At 43.0% G+C, this 26,338-nt stretch carries 22 protein-coding genes; 17 read left to right on the forward strand and 5 right to left on the reverse strand.

All coding sequences use genetic code 11. The annotated features are described in order from the left end of the window. Window positions 1–129: 129 nt before the first annotated feature. Complete coding sequence (locus tag AC58P7_RS21540) at window positions 130–2,193, reverse strand: beta-galactosidase (protein ID WP_497346482.1); 2,064 nt, start codon at window positions 2,191–2,193, stop codon at window positions 130–132. Window positions 2,194–2,335: 142 nt separating this feature from the next. Here AC58P7_RS21540 and AC58P7_RS21545 point away from each other — a divergent pair, with 142 nt between their 5' ends. From AC58P7_RS21545 to AC58P7_RS21555, 3 genes are all read left to right on the forward strand, one after another. Further along, window positions 2,336–3,166, forward strand: coding sequence for an AraC family transcriptional regulator (locus AC58P7_RS21545; protein WP_497346484.1), 831 nt, complete (start codon window positions 2,336–2,338; stop codon window positions 3,164–3,166). Window positions 3,167–3,587: 421 nt separating this feature from the next. Beyond that, entirely contained in the window at window positions 3,588–5,189 is a 1,602-nt protein-coding gene (locus AC58P7_RS21550; RefSeq protein ID WP_497346486.1) for a GH35 family beta-galactosidase, read from the forward strand. A 230-nt stretch (window positions 5,190–5,419) separates the two neighbouring features. Further along, a complete protein-coding gene (locus AC58P7_RS21555) occupies window positions 5,420–6,205 on the forward strand; it encodes a sugar phosphate isomerase/epimerase family protein (protein ID WP_497346488.1) in 786 nt (261 codons plus the stop codon). Here AC58P7_RS21555 and AC58P7_RS21560 read toward each other — a convergent pair whose 3' ends face one another. Beyond that, complete coding sequence (locus AC58P7_RS21560; protein ID WP_497346490.1) at window positions 6,206–7,243, reverse strand: GMC oxidoreductase; 1,038 nt, start codon at window positions 7,241–7,243, stop codon at window positions 6,206–6,208. Window positions 7,244–7,269: 26 nt separating this feature from the next. Further along, on the reverse strand, window positions 7,270–7,788 hold the full coding sequence (locus AC58P7_RS21565) for a LysM peptidoglycan-binding domain-containing protein (protein ID WP_497346491.1): 519 nt from the start codon (window positions 7,786–7,788) through the stop codon (window positions 7,270–7,272). Between the two features lie 150 nt (window positions 7,789–7,938). On the opposite strand from AC58P7_RS21565, the gene AC58P7_RS21570 reads away from it, so the two are divergent. From AC58P7_RS21570 to AC58P7_RS21585, 4 genes are read left to right on the forward strand one after another with little or no spacing between them, the layout of a single operon-like run. Next, window positions 7,939–9,498 carry a spore germination protein gene (locus AC58P7_RS21570; protein WP_497346493.1) on the forward strand — a complete coding sequence of 520 codons (1,560 nt, stop codon included), beginning with the start codon at window positions 7,939–7,941 and terminating at the stop codon, window positions 9,496–9,498. Between the two features lie 53 nt (window positions 9,499–9,551). After that, window positions 9,552–10,706: a Ger(x)C family spore germination protein gene (locus AC58P7_RS21575; protein WP_497346495.1), complete on the forward strand. Its 1,155-nt coding sequence runs from the start codon at window positions 9,552–9,554 to the stop codon at window positions 10,704–10,706. Between the two features lie 11 nt (window positions 10,707–10,717). Next, window positions 10,718–10,960: a hypothetical protein gene (locus AC58P7_RS21580; RefSeq protein ID WP_497346497.1), complete on the forward strand. Its 243-nt coding sequence runs from the start codon at window positions 10,718–10,720 to the stop codon at window positions 10,958–10,960. A 25-nt stretch (window positions 10,961–10,985) separates the two neighbouring features. Next, complete coding sequence (locus AC58P7_RS21585; protein ID WP_497346499.1) at window positions 10,986–12,107, forward strand: GerAB/ArcD/ProY family transporter; 1,122 nt, start codon at window positions 10,986–10,988, stop codon at window positions 12,105–12,107. Between the two features lie 83 nt (window positions 12,108–12,190). Here the strand turns inward: AC58P7_RS21585 and AC58P7_RS21590 are convergent, their stop codons facing one another. After that, window positions 12,191–12,727 carry a sugar phosphate isomerase/epimerase family protein gene (locus AC58P7_RS21590; protein ID WP_497346501.1) on the reverse strand — a complete coding sequence of 179 codons (537 nt, stop codon included), beginning with the start codon at window positions 12,725–12,727 and terminating at the stop codon, window positions 12,191–12,193. Between the two features lie 45 nt (window positions 12,728–12,772). Then, entirely contained in the window at window positions 12,773–14,401 is a 1,629-nt protein-coding gene (locus AC58P7_RS21595; RefSeq protein WP_497346503.1) for a GMC oxidoreductase, read from the reverse strand. Window positions 14,402–14,855: 454 nt separating this feature from the next. On the opposite strand from AC58P7_RS21595, the gene AC58P7_RS21600 reads away from it, so the two are divergent. The 10 genes from AC58P7_RS21600 (at window position 14,856) to AC58P7_RS21645 (ending at window position 26,149) form a co-directional block, all read left to right on the forward strand. Further along, window positions 14,856–15,143, forward strand: coding sequence for a hypothetical protein (locus tag AC58P7_RS21600; protein WP_497346505.1), 288 nt, complete (start codon window positions 14,856–14,858; stop codon window positions 15,141–15,143). Then, window positions 15,140–15,376 (forward strand): glycoside hydrolase family 3 N-terminal domain-containing protein, encoded by a 237-nt coding sequence (locus AC58P7_RS21605; protein ID WP_497346507.1) that lies wholly within the window; start codon window positions 15,140–15,142, stop codon window positions 15,374–15,376. Before AC58P7_RS21600 ends, AC58P7_RS21605 begins: the two co-directional genes overlap by 4 nt. Continuing rightward, window positions 15,328–16,665, forward strand: a complete 1,338-nt coding sequence (locus tag AC58P7_RS21610; RefSeq protein WP_497346509.1) for a glycoside hydrolase family 3 C-terminal domain-containing protein — start codon at window positions 15,328–15,330, stop codon at window positions 16,663–16,665. The genes AC58P7_RS21605 and AC58P7_RS21610 overlap by 49 nt, the downstream gene beginning before the upstream one ends. A gap of 206 nt (window positions 16,666–16,871) precedes the next feature. Continuing rightward, entirely contained in the window at window positions 16,872–18,623 is a 1,752-nt protein-coding gene (locus AC58P7_RS21615; RefSeq protein WP_497346511.1) for a sensor histidine kinase, read from the forward strand. Beyond that, the gene (locus tag AC58P7_RS21620) at window positions 18,604–20,214 is read left to right on the forward strand and encodes a response regulator transcription factor (protein ID WP_497346513.1); all 1,611 of its coding nucleotides are present in this window, start codon (window positions 18,604–18,606) and stop codon (window positions 20,212–20,214) included. Before AC58P7_RS21615 ends, AC58P7_RS21620 begins: the two co-directional genes overlap by 20 nt. Before the next feature lie 180 nt (window positions 20,215–20,394). Beyond that, the gene (locus tag AC58P7_RS21625) at window positions 20,395–21,909 is read left to right on the forward strand and encodes an ABC transporter substrate-binding protein (protein ID WP_497346515.1); all 1,515 of its coding nucleotides are present in this window, start codon (window positions 20,395–20,397) and stop codon (window positions 21,907–21,909) included. Window positions 21,910–22,006: 97 nt separating this feature from the next. Next, complete coding sequence (locus AC58P7_RS21630) at window positions 22,007–22,930, forward strand: ABC transporter permease (protein WP_497346676.1); 924 nt, start codon at window positions 22,007–22,009, stop codon at window positions 22,928–22,930. A 20-nt stretch (window positions 22,931–22,950) separates the two neighbouring features. Next, window positions 22,951–23,832: a carbohydrate ABC transporter permease gene (locus AC58P7_RS21635; RefSeq protein WP_497346517.1), complete on the forward strand. Its 882-nt coding sequence runs from the start codon at window positions 22,951–22,953 to the stop codon at window positions 23,830–23,832. A gap of 15 nt (window positions 23,833–23,847) precedes the next feature. Next, on the forward strand, window positions 23,848–25,386 hold the full coding sequence (locus AC58P7_RS21640) for an alpha-L-rhamnosidase-related protein (protein WP_497346519.1): 1,539 nt from the start codon (window positions 23,848–23,850) through the stop codon (window positions 25,384–25,386). A 7-nt stretch (window positions 25,387–25,393) separates the two neighbouring features. After that, window positions 25,394–26,149, forward strand: a complete 756-nt coding sequence (locus AC58P7_RS21645) for an alpha-L-rhamnosidase C-terminal domain-containing protein (protein ID WP_497346521.1) — start codon at window positions 25,394–25,396, stop codon at window positions 26,147–26,149. Window positions 26,150–26,338: the final 189 nt, after the last annotated feature.

Consider the following 26,338-nt stretch of genomic DNA (forward strand, 5'->3'; position numbering starts at 1 on the left):
ATCAAGATATCAGTGGACATTAAAAAAGATGACCCCTGACCAGTTCAGGGACCATCTCCTTGCTGCTTAGTTCTTTTTATTAAAATGTCTACGAAACGGGTTACAGTTCAGACGACCGGTTCCTTTTCTTTAGTTCAAAGATAAGACCTTCACATCGTAAGGAGCGATGTTCAGATATCCTGCGTCAAGCCGTTTGTTTTCCAAGAGGTCTTCCATCTCCTGCAAAAGATGAGCTTTGACCGGCTTGTCGGAGTAGTTGAGTATAAAGGCAAAGCGACGATTCTGTTTCACACGGATGGCAACCTCCACCTCAGGGGGCAGTTCGGCCCAACCTGTTGTAGCAGGCTTCAGTCCGAGACGGCGAATCAAGGCATCCGCTACTTCGCGACTGAATGCGGCCCCGTAATAATAGGCTTCACCGCTGCCGTAGGGGTTTCGAGTAAGTGCCGGTTTTCCTGCATAATAATCTCCGTCGAACAGGGCAAGTGTCTGTACGTTGCCGTTCTCTGGCTGGAGTATGTCGTTGAACAGGTGTGCTGGCGTACTTTCTTCGTCTCCGCCGTCAATCCATCGAATATTCGGTGTGGATGCCTCGTTCAGAACAAGCGTAAAGTCTTCTACTGTCACTCCGCACAGTTCAGCGACTAGACCAGGGAATGGTGTCATTCGGCAATGTCCACGTTTATCCTTATAACCTGTACGAGCTCCGAAAAGCAGCTTTCCTCCTCCCGCTACATACTGCTTAAGCAGCTCCGACGTTTCCTCCGACATAATGGCCGGATGAGGGTAGATCAGCACTTTGTAACGAACGAGGTCATCCAGGTTAGTCTTATTCTGCAAATACAAATAATCGAAAGGAATATGGTTAAACTGTAGAGATTTACCCCAGCTGTATTCACTCTCTTTCGTTAGAGGACCGTGCCATTGGTCGAGTTCGCCGTCCCACTCGTTGTCATAATCGTGCAAGATAGCCACTTCCGCAACGTAACGAGATCCAGCGATGGCCTCCCCGATTTGTCCCAATTCCCGGCTAATCTTAGCTGCTTCGGCCACCCTCCGGTTGGGACGGTTATGGTAATCATTGATCCCATGCCAATAAATCTCAGTGCCGAATGTAGCCGTTCGCCATCTGAAAAACAAAACCATATCCGCACCGTGAGCAACAGATTGATAAGTCCACAATCTCATTTGTCCCGGTTTTGGGGCAGATTGTCCAAACAGGTTCACCCAACCGCCTGGGCCCGATTGTTGCTCCATGATGCAGAAAGTAGGGGAGACCGAACGAACCTTAGCGAGTTGGTTTGAATAGTTGCGGTCCATGAGCGGGCTCTCTCGATCCGCATCGTTCCAAATGGTTGAGAAGTTCGGGTACGAGTCAAAAGAAAAGAAATCCAGTAGTTCATCGGTCATGGCATGACTATCCAGATGACCAAACATGCCGTTGGTTGTGATCCATTGCTTTGGTGCAAGCTTTCGCAATATTTCTACCTGCAAACGGGCGAAAGAAATGGTGTTATCCGAGATAAACCGCTTTTCATCCAGAGCTTGATGAGGGTTAGCGGATTTAGTAGGCGCAGGGCGAGGTAAATGAACCTGCTCCCAGTCTGAATAACCCTGGTTCCAGAAGACAGTACCCCATGTCTGATTCAAAACTTCTAAGGAACCGTATTTCTCCCGTAACCAAGTCCGAAATGCTGCATGGTCTGCCTGGGAGTAGAATACATTGACCTCGCAGTTAAGCTCATTGTCGATCTGCCAGCCTACTACGCCGGAGTGGTTCGCATAATGATTAGCCATAGCTTCTGTAATCTTTGCGCAATATTCCCGATACACGGGGCTGCTGTAATTGTAGTGCCGTCTCAGCCCGTGCTGATACTGCACGCCTTCGAAAGTGGCATTCAGAATTTCGGGGTATTTATAGGTCATCCAGGCGGGCGGCGTAGCCGTCGGGGTACCGAGAATGACCTTCAGTCCGTGCTCGTAAGCAAGGTCTATGGCACGGTCAAACAAATCAAACGTAAATACCCCTTCCTCCAGTTCGAAAAAGTTCCATGCAAACTCACCCATTCGTATAATTGTAAAGCCTAGTTCTTGCATACGTCTGTAATCATCAGCCCACATGTGCTCAGGCCACTGCTCGGGGTAGTAGCAGACGCCTAGATCAAATTTTTCTCCTGGAATGGTTTTATCCATGATGTAAACAACCTCTTTTCTAATCGCATAGTATTTTTTTGCTATATAAAGTCCTTTATGTACTCATTATATTTCTTTATAATAGGAAGTTAAATAACATCATTTTGTTGACCGTATTAGATTCTTGCGTTTTGGAGGGGTTATGAAAATTCATTATGTGTTACCAGAACCGATGTACAAGCACTACACGGTTTTTCCGGATATGATTGGCCGATATGCCAATTCTCCCGATCATCAAGAGTGGAGGTTTAAGGGGCAGCTGCAGCAAGCAAATTTGCATATCGTATTAAGCGGGAAAGGGTATGTGATAGATAACGGAAAGGAATTCTGCTTGGAGGCAGGGCAGGGCTTCTATTACGGGCCGGGTCTAGCGCAGGAGTATCGAACAGATCCGAAGGAGCCTTGGGAAGTATTCTGGGTACACATAGCAGGCGAGGGGCTCAGCAGACTGTTGAGCGGTCAAGGAACTTCTTCTGTTTGGTTGTTTACATTTGGCGATTTGCCAAAGCTTAAACAACTGGCAGGGGGCTTACTGGAGCTGGCTTCCCCTTATGATAGGAACGAGGTGCAATTGGCGGTACGGCTCTATGAACTTCTTGCCGAGCTTGCATTAAGTGCGGAGACGCTTGGAACAGCGACAATGCTGGATAAGCGTGCACGGATGAGGGAGGTTGCGGAATATATCCGCAACAACTGTACGAAGCCGCTGACGCTCCTGCAGATGGCCGAGCAGGCATCCTTCAGTACCTATTATTTTAGTCGGATGTTTCACGAAGTGATGGGACGGACGCCTATGGAATGGCTGTTTGAGTGTCGTCTTGTTGTAGCCAAGCAACTGCTTATGTCTACCGAATGGACGATTAAGCAAGTGGCAGAGAACACGGGTTTTTCCCAGAGCAGTTACTTCATCGCACGCTTCCGGGAGCATACCGGACTGACCCCACAGGAATATCGACGTTGGTACAACTCATAACTTTAAACTTAATTGTATTTCAGTCTTTTTGCACCAAATAACCAGTTCAGTAATTTAATTGTAATTTTTATTTCACAAGAAGCCAGTAAACCCTTGAGTTTGCTGGCTTCTTGCATTTTTAAACTTAATTGTCTCCGAACAACGACGACGACGTATGGGTATTTGCAATGTGTCGAAAAAGCACTAGCCAAGTAGTCGACATAATGTTAGTTGACCTGCATCAATTGCAATAAGATTAGGAGAGAACATTCATTTGAGAGGGGGACTAACATGCTAAAGAAATCTTTTAATGACAAATGGAGTTTTTCAAAAGGTGCGAGAACTTTTGCTCTTTCACGATCGGTCCTGAATATGGAAATTACTGGATAAAATAACAATGGAATAAATAAAAAAATCAATAGGAAAAACGAGGAGGATTCAGATGTCAAATCCATATTTAAAAGAAGTACAGGGGAAGAAAATGCTGATGGTGCAGGGAAAGCCATTTATTATGCTTTCTGGTGAAGTTCATAATTCCAGTTCATCGTCAGTTGAGTACATGGAGCAGGTCTGGGATAAAGCAGAGGAACTGGGAATGAACAGTTTATTGCTGCCGGTGACTTGGGAGATGATTGAGCCGGAGGAAGGCGCATTTGATTTTAGCCTGGTAGATGGACTGATTGAACAGGCAAGAAGGCGTGGTAAGAAACTGGGATTTCTGTGGTTTGGGGCATGGAAAAATGCACAGTGTTATTATGCACCAGCCTGGGTGAAGACTGACTTGGAACGTTTTAAAAGAGCTGAAATAGAGAAAGGACAGAATTTTACACATCTTAAGGATTTCTATGGAATGTCTTACACATCATTATCCTATCTGTGTGAAGCAACAAATGAGTCAGACACAAGAGCTTTTCGGGAATTAATGTTGCATATCAAAGAGATTGATGAACTGGAAAATACTGTTGTGATAATTCAGGTAGAGAACGAGACTGGAGTCATGGGTTCCGCAAGAGAAAATTCAGATGAAGCAGATGCATTATTTGAGACAGAGGTTCCACAAAATTTCGCTGATTACATGAAGGCACACACAGATACGATGGTTTCTGATGTGCGAAGCGCAGTAGAAGAAGGGGCAAAAAGTGGCAGCTGGAAGGCTGTATTTGGTGATGTAGCTGAAGAAATGTTCAGTGCTTACTATATAGTAAGTTATGTGAATAAAGTTGCTACAGCAGGAAAAGAGGTTTATCCGATTCCTACGGTAGCGAACTGCTGGCTGGATAAAGGAGAAAAAGCCGGAAAGTATCCAAGCGGTGGTCCGGTATCGCGGATGATGGAGGTATGGAAATATTGTGCACCTTCCATAGATATTATTGCACCGGATATTTATGTTACTGATTTCTGCGGTGTATGTGATGAATATACAAGACGAGGAAATCCGTTGTTTATCCCTGAGGCGGCAACCCACAGTTATGCAGGACCAAGAGAAGTATATGTAGTAGGGCATTATCATGCACTTTGTTATTCTCCGTTTGGATTTGAGGAGATGGGAGAACCATTTTCAGCAACAGCTTCATTCCTTTTTGGAATGGATACTTCAGATCCAGCACTGTCCGTACCACAGAATGCAGAAGAATATGGATGGTTCTCCAGAACATTAAATGACATGATGCCTTTATTAACGGAAAAGTATGGTACACCCGATTTGCAGGCAGTTATTAGTGAACGTAATGATGATGATACCATGATGTTTGGAAGATATGGCTTTCAAGTAATGATGAACTCGCCAATGTTAACGAGAAAAGATGGAGTATGTCTGATATTAAAAGAGTCCGAAGATGAATTCTATATCATTGCAAATGGTTGTGCTCTCAAGCCGCTTTCCGCAAATCAAGGAAAGCCAAATCTGGATATCCTCTCGTTGGAAGAAGGAAAGTTTGAGAATGGAAATTGGAAGATGATTCGAAGACTAAATGGTGATGAAGTTGCGTTAATGAGATATGATAAGCCGACCTTGCTAAAAGTAAGATTATTTGCATACAAATAAAATGTATGGCTGCCATTCCGCTTTGACGGGAAAATGGCCTATCTGGATTGGAAAGAAGAATGGCGGATTGAAAATTACGAATAAGAATCACCTGGTCAACCGGACTACCCGGTTGGCCTTTTTAATATCGCTCCAGGGGAAGATCATGCATGAAACTGCAGCTAACTTTATAAAATTTGATGCATATAATGTTTCAACATGATTCTGTCAGACTTGAGGGAGGAACATAGGTGAAGTTTATTAGGTTAGGAAGTCAAATGTGGGAAATGTCCGAAATCCCACCTGGAGTACAACTGTATACGTTACGCAATGAGACTCGGAAGGACTTTTTTGGAACGCTTAAGAAAGTATCTGACATGGGATATAAAGTAGTGGAATTCGCCGGTTATGAAGGTATAGAGGCAGCGGAAATGAAAAAGTATTTAGATACTCTGGGTCTAAAGGCGATATCTACTTTTGGCAGCGCCGCGTATAATTTCGATGAACAGATCAAATACGCCAAAACGATAGGCGCGAAGTATCTTGTAGTCTCTTCTCCCAAAGAGACTTTCAATGATGATTCCAAAATCAAAGCTCTTGTGGACAGTCTTCGAAATTTCGGAAAAGAGCTTCAGCGTCATGGTATGCAACTCTTGTATCATCCACATGATTACGAGTTTGCGAAAAAAGATGGACAGTATATCATCGACCATTTGTTGGAGCATGTAGGAAGTGATCTTATGCAACTGGAACTCGATCTTTATTGGGTGAAGAAGGCGGGACTGGATCCGCAAGCCACCCTTCAAAAATATAAAGGCCGCGTTCCGCTCATTCACATCAAGGATATGGATCAAAGCGGGGACTTCGCGGATGTTGGCAGCGGTACGATCGATTGGCCACCGATTTTTCGTATTTTAAATGAAGTTGGTGTCAAGTATTACTTCGTGGAGCATGATCAAAGTCCGCAACCTTTGGAAAGTGTGAAATGGAGTCTGAACTATCTGAAGTCTATCGGCGTCGTTCCTTCTAAAATCTAATTATTTCAATTGTTGGACAATATAATCGGCTGTGCGAATGGCCAAGGCAACGGTAGTGAGCGTCGGATTAGCTGTACCACTTGTTGAAAGGACGCTGTTATCAGCGACATAAAGACCTTGTACACCATGGATTTGACCATAACGATTGGTTGCTGAGGTCATAGGATCATCTCCCATACGGCAAGTCCCCATTTCATGAGAGCCGAAATCATACGGACGAAAAAGAATCGTTTCACCGTTATTTGACACCAAAGGAACTTTCATTGCAATTGATGCCTGCTTTACCGCTTCTCGCGTTTGTTGAATCACGTGGCGATCCCGTTCGCTGTAAGTAAAATGCATCTGAAGTTCTGGTACTCCAAATTCATCCAGTCTCTGTGGGTTAAGGCTTAGAAAATTATCAAACTGGGATTCGATCGTCCCATAAGCTGAAATTAAAAAGTTCAATTCTTTGCTCAACGGTTCAACAGTACCCTTAATGGATCCGGAAAATTGTAATTGATAGGGGCGACGGTCGGTTCCAGGAGTTAGTATGAGAAGAGGTCCCAAGCTCTCCGGGAATTCTTCTCGTTTTATTTTTCCCGTTGCAATGCCCCTGGAATGCCCGGTTAAATAATGGCCAATCGCTCTCCCTTCAATCCCCGAATTAAGCAGGATTTGCGTCGTACCCAATGTGCTTGCAGATAGTATGACGTTTTTTGCTTTTAGAAAATAGCGTTTTTTATCCGCTGACATGACTTTAACGCCTACGGCTTTTTTATTTTCTGTGAGAACCTGAACGGCTCGGCTATTTACCGCCAAGTCGAAAGGAGAGTAATTCAAGGCCTGTGCAAAGAATACAATTGAACTGAAATTGACGTTGGAACTGATCGTCTCATACCAGATTGTTTCCAAATTTACGGCCATTGGGGTGTCAATTGATTCTGGAAATCCATTCATCTGTAGTCGATTTAGAAGAATTTGTGTGAATGAGGCATCTTTGGAAGCGTTCCGTGTTACATTCATCGCCTTTTCTGCGATATTATAGTAAAAATTCATTTCTTGAAGCGATACGGGCCAGCCTATCATTTCTGAAACAGGCATGCGCGGAGAAGCCAATCCCCAGAACAAGGTTCTACCCCAAGGGCATTCAATTGGGGGAATGGTACATCCGGATTGGTTGTAAAAACATTGTCAATATATTTTATATAAGTCTGGGAATCCATGGTAGCAATATTATACACATGAGTAGGTAGCAATAGTCCGCCTCTTTCAATGATGCCGATGCGTTTGCCGCTGTTCCCCAATTGTTGCATGATTCTCCACAAGGCAGCCCCTCCTCCAGCGCCTGTACCGACAATGAGAATATCATAGTCTTTGCGTTGCATCTCTTCAAGGGAAGTCAAGGGAATCCACTCATTCTTCAGCTTCTCCGTACTTTTTGTCGGTATGGCAAGATCGGGGAGTCTTATATGTCTGTCAACAAGATATGTATCTGGATCGATGATATGCGGATTAAGTGACATCAGGAGGTCCAATTCAACATGATGTTTACGAGCGATGGTTCGTAGCGTATCGGCATGATTTGCTATACAGATCCTCAATTGTATACCCCCTTTCCTTTCCGCTCTTACATGTATATGTCCCAAGAATAAGCGTATGAAGAAACAGTGCATATTCTTTCAATACAAAAGCCATACTGAGTATGGAAATATGTTCCCAATTAGGAAGGAATTAAGGGGGGATTCGATGAGATGAAATGGAACAAGTTGCTTAAATCTAACCGAAACCCCTTACTAAATATCCAAAATCCTGTAGAAGAACAAAGTGACGTTGGCAATTCCACCATTTCAGAGAATTTAACAGATAATCTTTGGCGTGTTGAGGAAATTTTTGCCAATTGTCAAGATATTCAAATCCTTCCATGGCGATATGGACCTGAACTCAGATATGAGGCATTTTCTGTTTATTTGGATACGCTTGTTGGTGGGAAAGAGTTAAATTATATGAAGGAATCCCTTCAGGATCTGGTGACCCATGAAGTTGGCCCGGCTACGACGATTTGTCCTGAGGATGTGATGTATCATTTCACTCGACATGTTGTTTCTGCTCAATCTGCCATTCTTCTTGATGACTTGGATCAGGCAGTCCTAAAAATATTGGACGGTTGTATCGTTATCTTTTTTGATTCGTGGAACAAGGTTCTTAGCTATAATGCTGTTGGCATTGAAACGAGGAATATCACTGAACCGATAACTGAGCCGGTGGTGCAAGGACCTCACATGGCTATGATCGAGGGTATTTCCCAAAATATCGGATTGCTACGAAACTTATTGAAAACTCCTTTATTTAAGATCGAGAAATTTACAGCGGGGCTTAATGTCAAAAGAAACATAGCTTTTGGTTATTTGGAAGGGATCGTAAATCCGGAAACATTAGCTGAATTTAAAAGAAAGATTGCCGGCGTAGAGAAGGAAGAGGTTTTGGAAACATCCTATATTGAGGAATGGATGGAGGATAAGATATTTTCCCCCTTTCCGCAGTTTCGATATACGGAACGTCCGGATACCGCCGTCGCGGCGCTATTAGACGGAAAAATTGTGGTTATGGTTGATGGAACGCCAATGACCATGATTTGTCCTGGCCTGTTTATTGAATTTTTTCAATCGAGTGAAGACTATTACTCGAGAACGGTTTATGCATCATTAATCAGGCTATTGAGGATTGGCGCATTCATTATATCACTTGTTTTACCGAGCGTTTATATTGCTTTAACAACATTTCATCCTGAATTGATCCCTACTGTACTCTTGTTAGCAATTCTTGACTCACGTGAAGGAATCCCATTTCCTGCATTTGCTGAGGCGGTGATCATGGAGTTTTTCTTTGAATTGTTGCGAGAAGCAGGTATTCGATTGCCTCGACCAGTTGGCTCGGCGGTTAGTATCGTTGGAGCACTTGTTATCGGCCAGGCTGCAATTCAAGCAAAAATAGCTTCTCCGATGATGGTCATTATTGTCTCACTAACCGGAATAGCGGGTTTTGCCTTGCCACAGTATAATATGTCGATTGCTCTGAGAATTTTGCGGTTTCCTTTGATGTTTTTCGCTGCTTGTATGGGAGGCTTAGGAATTATGATCGCTTTTCTGCTGATATTGTTGCATTTAATTTGTTTGCGATCATTGGGCGAACCCTATCTATCGGCGCTGGCTCCTTTACAACCGGAACAACTGCGGGATATTATCATTCGTGCTCCGCTTCAAATGCTTTCTCGGTCTCCACGAAATAAACATTTGCATAAGAAGCATAATTGACCTTAGCATTGTATTGCTCTGACACAAGGGAAGGATCATTGATGAGAATGTACATGTCTATCCCATTGAGTATCTTACTTTTTCTGCTCTTATCGGGATGCTGGGGGAAGTACGAGTTGATTCAGTGGGGATTTGTACAAGCGGTAGCTATTGATCAAACGCAGGATCAGCATATTCAATTAACCACGCTATTTTATAAGCCAAGCGGTGGCGGCGGTGATGATGGAGGGAAAGTAAAAGCCCCATCTGCGATTGTCATTAAGACGGAAGGGGAGACGGTTTTCGATGCCGTTCGCGATATTTCCATTCAATTAGGGCGGAAAGCCCATTGGGGGCATATGAGGGTTATCATCATAGGGGAAGAAGTGGCAAAAACTAAAAACCTGGGCAAAATATTGGATTTTTTCGTAAGGGATTATGAGCCGTGGGGGAACGCTACAGTTTCAGTTGCGGAGGGAAAGGCAGACGATTATTTATATATGAAACCATTAATTGAGGGAACCATAAGCCAACAAATAAGACAGTCTGATAAGGCCGCGACCCGGTATACTTCTAAATCGACCGAAATAAATCTGCTCGACTTAATGGTACAGATGAAAAGTGCAGTCGGCGTTGCTACGGTTCCTTACATTTACAAAAGTAAAAATACGCCAAGAACGATTCCTGTTGCCGGAAATGTCTTTTTTAAAAATGCCAGAATGGTTAACGACGTAGTAAAACCTGCAAAAACCCAAAGTTTGCTTATGCTTACAGACAAATATCTCGGAGGGATTATTAAATTTCCTTGCAGCAATCAATCAGAAGAGAATAAAACAATGGAATCTTTTGAGGTGGACACAGTTAAAACAAAAATAACACCGAAGATCGATGGGAATTCGCTTTCTATTCAAGTTGTAACCAAGATCGAAGGAAGTATCGGTGAATTAAGTTGTTCTTCCATGGAAACAAAAGATAAAGAAAAAGATGTAGAGAAAACGATTGAAAGAACAGTAGAACAGAATTTACGCAGTACAATTCAATATTTGCAAAAGCAAAAAATCGATGCTATTGGTATTGGAAATCGAATTTATAGGAATGATCCTGCGTTGTGGGAGAAATGGAAGAAAGATTGGGATGAACGGTTTGCCGAAGCGTCATTTAAGATCGAAACAAACGTAAGTGTTCGAAATACGGGTATGAAGATTGGTAAACCATTTTCTAGAGAATAGGGGGTGAGACAGTGCTTGTGCGGGGTTTCCTTCCTCTTGTTTTATTTACTGTTCTATTCGTCTACGAAGGCCGTAAATGGAAACAAAGCTGCAAAAGAGAGCTCATTGTATATGGAGTTATGTTACTAGGCGCTGTGTACCTAAGCCTTATTTATGTGTTTGAAAAACAATGGCCGAACCTCAATGATTTGTTCGGCTTTTTTTTCGCCGGACCGTCCAAACGCATCGTTGAATTTTTTAGTCCATCTGCCTAATAATTAGCTAAGGAGAAGGATTGCGATGAATAAGTTAGAAACGATTAGCGCATGGCAGCTGGCACTTATCATGCTGGCCTTTTTAACAGGTTCCTCTATTGTTCATATTCCTTCTCCGTTGGCGAATGTAGCGAATAACGGAGCATGGATTTCTATATTACTCTCAAATGGACTCGCAATACTGTTATTAGCTTGTCTTCTTTATCTAAATCGGAAGTACCCTGGATTGACCTTTATTGACTACAGCCGGAAAACACTTGGAAAATGGTTGACAATATTGATTGCGATCCCATTTCTAATGATGATTTTATTGGATCTATCCCTAATAATTATTGATTTAGGCGGATTTCTTACAGGCTCGATGTTTACGGAAATGCCTACCCTTGTAGTTCACTTCGTGATTCTTGCGACTGCATTTTTAACGGCGCGCGCAGGTATTGAAGCCATGGCCAGAATGTTTTCCCTTCTGTTGTATTTGATGTTGGGATTTGTTGTTTTAGTGTTGTTATTAGCTATTCCAAATTATCATTTTGAGTATCTATTCCCTATATTTCCTAAAGGATTTAAGCCGATTTTGCATGGGACTTACATTTCGTTCGGGTTTCCTCATGCAGAAATCGTCTACTTCGCAATGCTCTTTCCTTTCGTTCGCAAAGAACAGCAGAAACGGATGAGCAAATTTCTTTTCTTCGCCCTTATCGTAGGTGGTTTCTCTTTAATGGCTACCACAATATCCACGTTAATGGTTTTTGGACCGATAGCCGGTGAATTGAAATTTTCCTTGTTTCAACTTGCCAGCATCGTCTCTATACAGGATATTATTGAAAGAATAGAGACTGTAATCGGGATCTCAGTCATCGTTGGCCATTATATGAAAATAACCATCACAATGTTTATTTTGATGGTGACTCTGTCCAATTTAATGAAACTGTCGGATGTGCGAAGTTTTGCATCTCCAATAGCGCTATTGTCTTTACTCCTGACACTTACAATGTATAAAGATGAAATGGAATTTGTCGAGAATGTTATGATCATGTGGCCATTATTAATTACTACAGTTGGGGTTTTACCGTTACTTATCATTACTTTGATAACAATTTTTAAGGGAATGAAATCCAAGGAAAAGGATATTCCTTCGTCGGATTGAAGCGGAAGCGGAAGATGGCGCTGACAACAGGTGTAAAATGCTTTTCTTAGTCATATACGTTCAGTAATTGCATGAACTCTTTCCTAGGCCACTCCGATCGATTTCGAATACTCAATGCTCATTTTCGCACTTTCCAGCGGATGCGGACTATCATCCTGTTCTACAAAGTAATATTTCACACCGACATCTTGAAGAATGCGAAAAATCGGCGGCCAATCAATTGAGCCGCGGCCGACCTCCGTTGTGGCTCCGCTAGGATCCATGTCCTTGACATGAATAAGCGGTGACAAGCCTTTGTAAGTCAAAAGAGCTTTCTTAGGCTCTAAGCCCCCCTTCTTCGTCCAGTACAAGTCGAGCTCCAACTGCATTAAATCAGTGCCGACGCCTGAAAGCAAGCGGTCGAGAATTCGTTTTCCGTCTCTTATTTCATACTCTGCAGCGTGAGGGTGGAATAGAAATTGCATTCCGTGGCGTTTGACCTCCAAACCTATCTTTTTCAAAGAAGAGATCGTATTTTGAATCATGGATTCATCGCTGAACCTTTCTGGAGGAAGAAAGGTAATGATGTAACGTGCGCCTATCTTATCGGCATAATTTGGACATGTCCCATAATTCGCCACCAAATCTAATAAATCGCATGATTTACTCTCCTCGCCGACAAACCGTTACAGTTGTTGGATGATATTGTCCGCCGTACGTATGGCCAAAGCAACGGTAGTGAGTGTGGGATTGGCGGTACCGCTGGTCGGAATGACGCTATTGTCCGCCACATAAAGTCCTTGTATACCATGAACCTGGCCATACTGGTTAGTGACCGAGGTAGACGGGTCTTCGCCCATGCGGCACGTCCCCACTTCATGGCTGTCCCATCCGGGGGGCCACAAGCGTAAGAGTGGTTGGCCGTCATCTGAAAACAAGGGGGTTTTCATCGCTGACGAAGCTCGCTTTAAGCCTTCAGCCATCTGGCGGATAACGGCTTCATCCTGATCGCTGAAGGAAAAATCGATTTGGATTTCCGGTACTCCGTACTCATCACGTTTGTACGGATGGAGGGTAATTTTATTATCGAATCGGGATTCGACTCGACCTGAAGCGTAAATAATGATATCCCATTCCTCTTTCAATGGTTGAACTTGATACTGAACCCAAGTGTAATCGCCTGGACCCCAAATCTGGATTTGATAAGAACGATCTTCCGTTCCCGGAATCAGAATGCGAAGCGGTCCTAGGATCTCTGGGAATTCATTCCGCTTTACTTTTCCATTGCCGACTAACCTGGAATGGATAGTTAAATAATGACCGATCGCTCTGTTTCTAATTCCTGAGTTTAGCAAGATTTGCGTCGTTCCAAACGTGCTTGCCGACAGCACCACAGTTTTTGCTTTCAGAAAATACGTTTTCTTACCCGGCGCCATTACCTTAACGCCGACGGCTCTGTCTTTTTCCGTAAGAACCTCGACAGCGCGGGCGTTGATAGCCAAATCGAAGGGATGGTTCAATGCTTGGGCAAAAAAAATAAGAGAGCTGAAAAATGGGTTGGAATTGACGACTCCATATTTGTTTACCGCCTCGAGGTTGATGGCTATTGGCTCATCCGTCGCTTCGGGAAACCAGTCTTTCTGTAGACGGTTTAAAAGGATTTGAGTTAGCGATGCCCCTTTGGTAAAGCTCTGCGTGACGTTCATAACTTTCTCTGCAATGGCGTAGTAAATCTCCATTTCTTTAACTGGGACTGGCCATCTTACAAGATCGGATACGGGCATGCGAGGACTGACTGCATTCCAAAACAAGGTTCTTCCCCCTAAGGCATAAATTTGTGGGGAAGGAAAGAGAGGAGGTTTTGTAGCTGCACTTGAAAAATATTTTCCGGCACGTTCACCATTCATTGTCGCGATATTCTGTACATGTGTAGGCAATAAAAGTTCGCCTCTTTCGATGATGCCAATACGTTTACCACTGCCGCCAATTTGTTCCATCAATCTCCACAGGACGGCTCCCCCTCCGGCACCGGTACCAACAATGAGTACATCGTAATCCGTTTTTTGCATATCTTCAAGCGAAGTTAAAGGAATCCACGTTTCTTTTTTATTTATTGATGAGGGCGTGTTCATGGGAATATCCATCGGGCTTTTGGCTGAAAACGAGGTTCCGGGCAATGTTACTTGTTTGCCGGCAATATTCGAATCGGGATCAATGATACGCAGATTGAGGGAGAGGAGCGACGCTAAGTCCACATTATTTTTTCGGGAAATTGTTCGAAGAGTATCGTAGTCATGAGCGATATAGATCCTCATACTTTTCACATCCCTTTGTTTGTGTTCTTAGCAGTTATATGTGAAAGAGAGAAAACCTATGATTAAAAGCAAGGGTCGTTGATGCGTTAAAGAGGAGCATTTTGTTTAGATTTTGGAAGGAATCTTGTCCTCTATATGTATTTTACGATTCAGAGTACATTAAAAAAACGATTTGATCAAGGTTAACCTGAGCAAATGAATTAGTCAAATTATGCGTGTGACCCCTAGTGAATGCGAAAAGCAGCAGTGAAATTAAGCTTCTTGACTCGAAAGTTCTAGAATTTAGTTTGTCGGTGTCCATACTCGGGGATCTTCTCGAAATTTCGACTCCTTATTCCTTTGATAATCCCGAGCCTATATCAGCTTTAGAGAAAGAAATCGAAAAAAAACTGGACAAGAATTGCAGAAACAGCGATATAGGCGGATGGACCATCTAGGTTGATTAAATATACCGATGTATTGGCAAATCCTGATTTGCTCGACTCGTTCATTAAACAGCTGGATGACAGAGATCGGTGAGGCAGGACGGCTCTATGCGCTTGATAAATATGGAATGGAAGAGTTTATTGTTGCCAATGGAAACTGTGGTGTCAATGTGAACAAACCCAATATCGGGATGCCGGCCAGTGCTACTATATGTGAGTCATTCAATACTGAACTCGCCTACGAGATAGGTTATGTTAGTAGATTTAAGAAACAAAGAAATCTCTCCTTTAGTTTAAATGGTTGGGTGGGAATATGAAATGCAAGAAAACTTTAAAGGCTGGTTTGGATATTGAATTGCCATATCCACATGGGTATTCAAGGGGTCTGATTGCTGCAGTGAAGGAAGGCAGGCTTGATGAGGCTTTGATTGATAGATCCGTTCGGAGAGTGCTTCGAACGAAGTTCAAGCTTGGTTTGAGAATCCATATCCAAGAGAGGAATTGCTGGCAGAAGCCTATGGAAGTGAGCACAATGCTGCTCATAATTTAAAAGCTGCACGCGAATCCATTGTGCTTCTGAAAAATGAAGGTATCCTCCCGTTAGACAAAACCATAAATAAAATCGCTGTAATAGGCCCTCATGCGGATTCCATCCGTTTATTATTAAGCTGTTATACTTATCCTGCCACTCTTGAAATGGGCATAAGCGGAGAATCTTCCCAGATGGCTGGCGTTATTGCAGGTGAAGTAAACGCCGGGAGTTATGATGCGGAAAAATGTTATGAAGGCAGCAGAGTTTATCGGGAACTGCCAGCAGTAACCGAGACGATTAATCAACTGTACCGCGACAAAACACCTACAATACTTGCTTCGATCAAAGGAAAATGTCCGAACGCACAGGTTGTTTATGAAAAAGGTTGTGAAATTGCGGGAACGAACCGTGATGGATTCGCGGCGGCTGTAGAAGCTGCTAAGCATGCCGATGTCGTCATCCTCATACTTGGAGGCAAGTACGGATGGGGCCGAAGCTGCACGACAGGTGAAGGCATAGACAGTACGGATATCGGGTTGAACGGCGTGCAGGTAGAACTGGCAAAGGTTATTTATGAGCCAGGCACTCCGGCTGTTTTCGTACATTTGGATGCGAAACCGCTCTCGAGTGAATATATCAGTGAGCACTTCCCTGCGATTATTGAGAACTGGTTCCCGGGAGATACGGGGGGAGCCGCGCTGGCGGATGTATTGTTCGGTGATTATAATCCAGCTGGACGATTAACTATGACTGCCGCAAGAAATGCAGGCCAGATCCCGATTTATGCGGGGCATCGAAAAGGTGATGGTTATATTCCAATCAAAGGCATGGTCCTGAGCAGATACGTTCAAGGCCCTAAGCAGCCCTTGTATTATTTTGGCGATGGCAGGAGATACACCACTTTTGAGTATTCTCATTTAAAGTTGGATAAAGTGGTTGGAGCAGGCGACACGCTGAATTTGTCCTGCAATATTACAAATTCAGGTCTGAGAGCTGGCGAAGAAGTCGTACAGGTTTATGTAACTGACGAAGTTTCCAGTATGCTGCGTCCGAATATGGAGCTGGCCGGCTTTAAGCGAATTGCGCTTGAAGCGGGTCAAACAAAAACTGTTCATTTCGCAATGAAAGTGAATCAGTTTGCGTTTTTGGATGTGAATATGAAATGGATCATTGAGGCAGGGGCAATGACCGTACGTGTCGGAGCGTCTTCCAATGAAATACGAATCAGCGACACGTTTGAGATTAAGGATACAGCTTATTTCGATGCGAAAGACAGAGGCTTTTATGCAGAAACAAATGTAACATAAAATGGCTATCAACGAGGAGAGGCTTGCCGACTGGTTCGTAGGCCTCTTTCTATTTCATATACCAGAGGGCCTATCGCGCGATGGAGAGTATTGCATCATTGAATCTGATATACTGTTAAACGGGAACGTAAGAAATATTAGTTCCGTTTTTCGGTTTGGGAATATGCTTGAAAAGTTACCAAAAAACTGGGGAAGCAGATGATTCCATGAGGTTCTTTACGGATAAGAATGTTTACAAAACGTTGACTTTCAAACTTACATTTGGCTCGCAACTCATTATTATTCCGCTTATCTTTTTTCTTATCTTCGATAATATATATTCAATCAACGTATTGCACGAGAAAGTGTCTGAGTCAAAAAAGGATACAATTACGCTATATATGAATGAGATTGACTCTGAGCTGAAAAATGTAGATGATTACCTGTTAAAAACCTTATCGTACGACCTAAGTATCTCCAATCTAGAAAACGACGATCTCGGTAAGAGAGAGATCGCAAAAGTTAATTTAAAAGACAACATCGTCCAAGCCATCGGTACCTACAATTTGGTGGACGGAATCTTTATTTATTCGAGTATGACGGATGACTACTTATATTCATATAGTTCGCGCACGAACTACCAGGAAAGAATTGCTGTATCGAAATACACATCAGCATTAATGAAAGCTGACGAAAGCGTCAACAGTTCGAAGTGGTTTCCATCAAGAATCACTTCTTCCAATTACATAGTAAGAATCCTGAATTTAGGAAGTATTCATATAGGAGCCTGGATAAATGTTGACACTTTTATTAAATACATTAATAATTTGAATCTCAATCAAAAGGATTCCTATATTTTGGCCACTTTGAAAGGAGAGCCTTTGAACAAAACTGAATTTATTCAGAGCCATGCTATAGATCTATCCGGTGACTTAAGCAGTTATTATATGACCGGAGTGAATAAAAGATATCTAGTGATAGGGCAGGATTCTAAACGAGGCGACTTACGATTAACAACCGTGGACAATGAAAATAGTATTCTCGAAGGAATGGATCAAATTCAGATTATTATTATTTGTATAGCGCTACTTTCGATTCTTTGTATTCCTTTAACCTTCATGGTATTAAGAAAATGGATATTCAAGCCGATCACAAAGTTAAAACACGCAATTAAAAAGCTTGAAGGCGGAGACTTGAGTCATAACATCAAAGTTGAAGGACATCCTTATGAATTTATGCTGCTGATCGATACCTTCAACCATTTCACCTCAGAGATTCAGCAGCTGAAAATAGATGTGTATGAAGAGCAAATTCATAAGCAGAAAGCAGAACTCCAATATCTTCAAATGCAAATCAAGCCACACTTTTATTTGAATGCCTTAAACACCATATACAGTATGGCCCAAATGAAGGACTATCAATTGATCCAGGATATGGTTCGGTGTTTGGCGGATTATCTGAGGTATATGGTTAGAGGGAATTTTACGCTTGTCCCCTTTGAGGATGAATTAAAACATGTCCAAACGTATCTTCAAATCCAGAAGATCCGCTCAGGAGAGAATTTGATTTGTCATTTCGATGCTGATCAGCCATTGATGAACCTGCGAATACCGCCGTTGATCCTGCACACATTTATTGAAAATATCGTTAAGCACGCCATGACGATGTATGAACCGGTAACGGTACTTATTAAAGCCGCTTTGGTTGAACATGAGAACGGCAATTATGCAAGCATCACGATCCAAGATAGCGGGAAAGGATTTTCGGCTGAAGCTCTGGCCTATATAAATGCAGATAACGTCCATCATAAAGACGACGGAATTAGTATTGGGATCTGGAATATTAAACAAAGGCTCAAATTAATGTATGGTTATAAAGCCAGTGTGACCGCAACCAACAACGGAGAGTCTGGCGCACGCATAGAGATTACATTGCCAATAGAAAATGGAGCCGATCTAAATGAATATAATAATCGTTGATGATGAAATTCAGACAGTTAGGGCCATTAAACATAGTATCGACTGGGATAGGCTCAAGATTGAAGAGGTTTATACAGCACACAACATTTCTCAGGCCAAAGAGATTATGTCCACGACTCCAATAGACATAGCCATTTGCGATATTGAGATGCCCCAAGGCAGCGGATTGGATCTGCTTGAATGGATTAGAGAGCATACGCCCGAAACAGAGAGTGTCTTATTAACTTGTCATGCCGAATTTGAATTTGCCAAAAAAGCGATTGAACTCGGAAGCTTCGATTATTTGGTTAAGCCGATCCCTTTCGAGGACTTGGAAAAGGTTATCTATAAGGTCGTTTCCAAAATTTCCTCAACGAAACGATTAAAAGAATACAGTGAGTATGGAGAGTACTGGATTAATAATCAATCTATGATTGTAGAAAACTTCTGGTCCGATCTGTTACAAGGACAACTAACGGATAGCCCCGCGGCAATCGCCGAAAACGCAAAAAAAAGAAATGTAGCGTATAGAGTGGATGAACGATATGGTTTGGTAGTGATAGTGAAAAAAAGACTTGTCACGAAGCTGGACTCATGGAACCATCACTTGCTTGATTACGCTATGAAGAATATTGCAGGTGAGATCATTTTCGGAAACGTAAACTCAAATGACCTCATTGTTCTGAATGGTCAGTTGATAGCCATTCTTCCGGAGTATAGGGATAAGAAAGCATATCGAGGAAAGATAAAGGATGTATGCAAGGAACTCATAGTGGCTTTCAATACTTATTTGGGATGTAGTGTAAGCTGTTATGTAGGCGATTTCGTTTATGGAGAGCAGCTATCCGATATATATAAGAAGCTGCTGGAAGTTGACAAGAACAATGTTACCTTGACCAGTAAAATTTATGATCTAAATGAGGAGAATCGTGATCTTGATACCCCGATCGTTGCCTTAAAGTCCCTTGTTCAAGAGTGGACGGTCATGCTGAATCAGGGCCAAAAAGAAAAAATGCAGAAGGAAATCGTAACCTATCTTCATTCTCTGGCGGCTGAGGAGAAACTGAACCTTGAAGTTTTGCGCATGGTTCAACAGGATGTGCTGCAAATGGTGTATGCATTCCTGCAGCAGAAAGAGGTTCAAGCGCATCAACTTTTTAAAGACCCGCAGTCGCAGGAGCTTTATCGAAATTCTACAAGTACCATGGATAATATGAGGAACTGGATTCACCATTTTATCGGCAGGGCCGTTGACTACACGGAAGAGACTGCAAAATCACAGTCGGTCATCGGAAAAGTGAAGGAATATATTCAAGCCAACCTGAACAACGAAATCACGAGAGAGGACATGGCCAATCATGTATTTCTCAATCCAGATTACTTGACCCGAGTATTCAAGAAGTCTACAGGAATATCGCTCATTGAATATGTAACCGAAGTAAGAATAAAAAAAGCACTCGCACTGTTGAACCAATCCAACTTGCCTATCAGTGCAGTGGCAAGCGAAGTTGGTTATGATAATCTAACGTATTTCTCAAAGCTGTTCAAGAAAACGGTTGGGAGTACCCCTTCGGAATACAGAAGACAAAGGATTAAGTCGGAAAATGAATAAAATAAGTCAGAATACTACAAATCCCTTTTATTAAGGGGTTTTTTTATTGTAATATTTGCAAACGGTTTCTGGACAGTGGTCTGAAATGGGCAAACGGAGGTCTGAGGATTTAAAGAGAAGTGGACGGGCACGATTATATAATGGAGTTGTACGGAAATTCAAAAAAAAGGGGAAATCAAAGTGAAAAAGACAAACAAAGTCATAGCACTGTTAGCTGTAGTTGCCTCGCTGCTTTCCGCCTGCAGTGGCGCTGGCAACAATAGCGCTGAAAACGAACCAAAGGGAACGGCAACTACCGCCAAGCCTGACGAAATCGTATATGCTTTTCCAGTATACGGAACCATACCGGCGGATATGCAGCTCATTGAAGACGAGGTTAACAAGATATCGATCAAAGAAATTAATGTGAAAGCCAAGTTGCTGCCGATCAGCGGCGGAAACTGGGGCGAACAAACTAATCTGATGATCTCCAGCGGAGAAAAGCTTGATCTGATGTCCACACTGGGCTCTTACAATAACATGGTTGCCAAGAAGCAATTGCTGGATATGACAGATTTAATTGACAAGCACGGTCAAGGAATCAAATCCGCTGTAGGAGAGAACTTCTTGAAGGGGACAAAGGTTGATGGCAAAGTCTTTGGCGTAACCGTTGGAAATGGCAAAGCGGCCGTCCCGAATATTGCCATGAGAAAAGACATATTGGACAAGTATGGCTTAAGTATTGACAGCGTGAAAACGATTGAGGATATAGCTAAAATTTACGATGTGGTATCCAAAAAGGAACCGGAGATGGCCATGCTTGTTCCCAACGGGGCAGGAAAGGTTACACTGGCGCCGGATTCGGTATTGTTTCAACCAACATACGATAATCTAGGAGACGGTTTTGGGGTTCTTCTTGGCAACGACAACCACAAGGTCGTCAATTTGTATGAGACGGAGGCCTATAAATCCCTCCTAAAAACGATGAGAGACTGGAATCAAAAGGGATATATCCTGAAGGATGCAGCAACAACAACCGAGACAGCAGTCAATCTGCTCAAAGCAGGTAAAGGATTCTCGGAATTTACTAACGGCGAAGTTGGCCTTGATGCTCAATTGACGAGAAACACAGGACATCCGTTTGTCACGAAGAAGCTGCAGGACCCGCTGATTACTTCGGGAATCATTCAAGGTCTGACCTGGGTTATGCCGGTTACTTCGAAGAATCCAGATGCAGCTATGAAGTTCTTGAATTTAACCTATACGAATCCAAATGTTATTAACTTGATTGACTGGGGCGTCGAGGGCAAGCATTACGAGAAGAAACCGGACGGAACGATTGGTTACCCAAGCGGTGTGAATGCAAGCAATACCGGCTATGGACTGGGTCAGGATTGGTTGATGGGTAATCAACTGATCGCTCACGTATGGGAAGGAAATGATCCGAACAACTACAAGATTCTCGATAAAAATAATAAGACCGCACCCATCTCTAGCGCTCTCGGTTTTTCTTATGACAGTTCCAAGGTTAAAACGGAAATCGCGAATGTAAACAATGCAATCAATCAATATCGTCCAGGGCTTGATACAGGAAGCTTGGATCCGGACCAGTATTTGCCGGAATTTATTTCGAAATTGAAAGCGGCTGGCATGGATAAAATCATCGCTGAAAAACAGAAACAGCTGGATGCCTGGTTTGCCGCAAACCAAAAGTAACACCTTTTAACCATAGGGTACAAATATGAAACCAGAACGCAGACTTTGGTGCATATTTGTACCCCATTTATTCAGCAAGAAGTAGGAAGGTAGGAGACTGACTTTGAGCGCAACGACCAATAGAAGAAAAAGCATGCTTCCTATGTATGTAATGATGCTGCCCGGGCTATTGTATCTGTTGATCAATAACTATATACCGATGAGCGGCCTTTTTATTGCATTTAAGAATGTTGAGTACACCAAGGGGATCTTTCATAGCGATTGGGTGGGATTTGAGAATTTCATGTACCTCTTCAGCACTTCAGATGCATGGGTGATTACGCGAAATACGCTTTTGTATAATGGGGCATTTATTATTTTTGGAACCCTGATAGGGATTACCTTCGGTATTTTGATCAGTGAACTTACAAGTAAGTTTATGTCACGTTTTTATCAAACAGTGCTGCTCTTACCTCAATTAATGTCCATCATTATTATCGCGTATATCGCCTACGCTTTTCTAAGTGTGGACACCGGTTTAATCAACAAAACGATCTTGCCTTTCCTCGGAATCAAACCAATCTCATGGTATACAGAATCTTCTTACTGGCCTTTCATCTTAATCTTTGTCCATTTATGGAAGGGTCTTGGGTACTCATGTATTATTTACCTGGCATCGATTCTTGGCATTGATAAATCCCTGTATGAATCTGCGGAGATTGATGGAGCCGGAAAATGGAGACAGATTGTCACGATTACGTTGCCCATGCTTAAGCCGACTATTATTACATTGGTATTGATGTCAATAGGAACGATATTTTACGCGGATTTTGGTTTGTTCTATCAGATCCCAATGAATTCTGGAGCACTCTACAATACAACAAACGTTATTGATACCTATGTTTACCGGGGATTATTGCAGATGAACGACATCGGAATGGCCTCGGCAGCGGGAGCTTACCAATCCGTTGTAGGATTTTTGCTTATACTCCTAGCCAATTACATTGTCAGAAAAGCAGATAAAGACAATGCCTTATTTTAAGAGGAGGTGGAAAGATTATTATGCTAACAAATAAGCGTACCTTATTTCAAATATGCATTAACATGATATTAACAATAACGGCTTTGGCCAGCATATTGCCGTTTCTATTGCTCGTGATTTCCTCCTTTGCAGATGAAAGAACGTTGACTCTTCATGGCTACTCATTTTTTCCGGAGAAGTTCAGCTTGACCGCCTATAAATATTTGTTCCAACAAAGCTCTATGTTATTGAGAGCTTACGGGATAACAGTTTTGGTTACCGCTCTCGGAACAACTGTGGGATTATTGTTGACATCCATGCTAGCCTATCCGCTCTCAAGAAGAGATTTTTCCAAAAGAAACCTATTCTCTTTCATTGTGTTTTTCACCATGCTTTTCAATGGTGGTTTGGTGCCTTCCTACTTGATGTGGACCGGAGTTTTTCATATAAAAAATACAATTTTCGCATTGATCGTACCTAATTTATTGTTGAATGCTTTTTTCGTATTGCTCATGAAAAATTACTTCTCGAACAATATTCCACCCGAATTGATTGAAGCCGCGGAGATGGATGGAGCTGGGGAGTACAAAGTGTTCTTTCAAATCATACTCCCACTTTCCTTGCCTATCCTGGCAACAGCAGGACTCATGATAGGAATCAATTACTGGAACGATTGGACAAACGGGTTATACTACTTGACTAATCAGAATTTATTCAGCTTGCAAAATGTACTTAACCGAATCCTAAGCAATATCCAATTTCTAAGCACTAGCGCGGTAAGTCAGAAGGTAAATACAGAGCTGCCAAGCACTAGCATACGTATGGCGATCGCTGTTGTCGGTATGCTGCCTATTTTGATGCTATATCCTTTCTTTCAGAGGTATTTTGTAAAAGGTATTACGATAGGTGCTGTAAAAGGTTAGAAAGGGAGATTGCGTATGGATTTTAATAAGAATAGCAAGTGGATCTGGACCGCGGGCCCCTATGATCGGGACAGTGCTACGTTTATATACTTTCGAAAAGAACTTGATCTTCGACAAGATGTAAAATATGCGATTCTCCGAGTTAGTGCAGACTCTAGATATCGCCTTTATATAAATGGCATTTCCATTGCGCAGGGACCGTGCAAAGGAGATGATCAAGTTTGGTTTTATGACGAGGTGGAAGTTAGGGCAGCGCTGCGTTCAGGTGTGAATGTATTCGCTGCAGTTGTCCTCCGTTATCCTACTCAGCACGATAAGGGAAATCATTCCGTTTGGAGAACGGATATGCCAGGATTTTATCTGGATGGAGCAATCATGCTGGAGGATGGAACCGAACTTTCATTTGAGGCCGATGAGACGTGGAAAAGCTTCTATGAGGACCGCATTCAATTAGGCAGGGCAAATCCGTATTTCGACCCATTGTATATTGCTGAGACTGTTGAAGGGGATATTCGTACCTTGGGTTGGAAGCAAGCTGGCTTTCATGATTGCGATTGGGCGGAGACGAAGGCTTATCTGGACAATCAGGTAAGAAAGGCAATCAGCCCTGGCGGTATGACCCCTAGACCGATTCCGTTCCTGTATGAGAAACCGAGAAGGTTCAACAGTGTGGTATGTGCTAGAACACCAGAAACGATTACCGACGAGTGGAAAATGCTTATCGAATCGAGCGGCGCCGTAACGATTCCGCCTAACACGAAAGTTGTAGTCGAAATCAGTGCAGGCAACGAAACGACAGGTTTTCTGGAAACAGCGTTTGTCGGAGGCGAAAGAGCAAAAGTTTCGATTCTTAGCTCGGAAGCCTACGTGTATTCGCGCAAAGACAAGAAAGGGCATATTCCTACTCCCGCGAAGGGAGACCGGACCGATTATATCCATGGACATCTGGAAGGAACGCCGGACACGTACCGTGTCAGCGGGTTCGGTACAATTGATGGGCCTGAGGAATATGAACCCTTCTGGTTTCGAACGTTCCGTTTTGTTCAGATCACCGTGGAAACCGAAGAGGAGCCTTTGACCTTCACGAGGCTAGGCTATCGGGAAACGGGGTATCCGCTTGAGGTACAAACTAAGGTGGAAACCTCGGATGAATCCTTGCAAGCCATCTGGGAGATCAGCGAGCGAACTTTGCGCCTCTGCATGCATGAGACCTATGAGGATTGTCCGTATTATGAACAGCTTCAATATGCGATGGATTCGCGAGCCCAAATCCTGTTTACGTATAACATCGCTGCCGATGATCGGTTGGCAAGAAAGTGTATCGATGATTTTTTCCGTTCCCAGCGTTACGACGGTCTGACCAACAGCTGTTATCCGTCTACCGGACCTAACGTCATCCCGGGATTCGCTATCTACTATATTCTCATGATCCACGACCACATGATGTACTTTGGTGACAAGAAGTTGGTTGAGAAGTATATGCCATCCATAGAAAGAGTTCTGCAGTTCTTTGATCAGCGTTTGGAAAATACGGGACTGACGGCAAGGATCTGAAGGAGGGATGGGGAATCCCTATTGGTCCTTCGTTGATTGGGTAGAGACATGGAACACAGGCGTTCCTAATGCTATTTATAAAGGACCTGTAACCTTCGATTCGCTATTATATCGGATGGGACTTCAGGCGGCAGCGGAATTGGCCAGCTATGTAGAGCGGTTTGATTTGGCGGGGAACTTTCTGAAGAAAGCGGAAAGAATTAAAATGGCGGTACTCGCAAGCTGCATGGGGAGAGATGGTCTTATTCAGGATGGTCCTGGCTTAGATGAATACAGCCAGCATGCCCAGGTGTTTGCGGTATTGACCGATGTCGTGAGCGGAACGAAAGCGACGGAATTGATGGAGCTGGCCTTGACGGATGAAACCTTGGCCCCATGTTCCGTTGCGATGTCCTACTACCTTTTCCGCGCGGTGGAGAAGGCAGGTCTCTATCACAAAACGGATGAGTTGTGGACGCTTTGGAGACAGATGTTGGCGAACAATTTGACGACGTGTGTAGAGGATAACGTGATGGAACGAAGCGACTGTCATGCCTGGGGCTCAATAATTCTATATGAACTTCCAGCAGTTGTTCTGGGGGTGCAGCCGGCAGAACCGGGCTACGCAAGCGTCAGGGTAAGTCCAACTCCGGGCTATTTATCATGGGCGAAAGGCGAAGTGATAACCCCGAAAGGGCTGATCAAAGTTAGTTGGGAAAAGGTAGAGGATGGTAGCATCGATCTCAAAGTAGAGGCACCGGAAGGGATAAGGTATGTGATTTGATATGATAACTTTATCATAAGTAAGTCGCAAAGCAGGCTGTCCAAAAGTCATCGAAGATGACGGAGGGCAGCCTCTATTTATGATCTATAAGAATGATGTCGAAAAAAATAACTACCCAAGTTGTCGATGCTATGTACGAAGGGGCATGTACGAAAGTACAATTCAATTACGGATATGAAATGGTTATAA

The organism is Paenibacillus sp. J22FR5 (assembly GCF_059691975.1).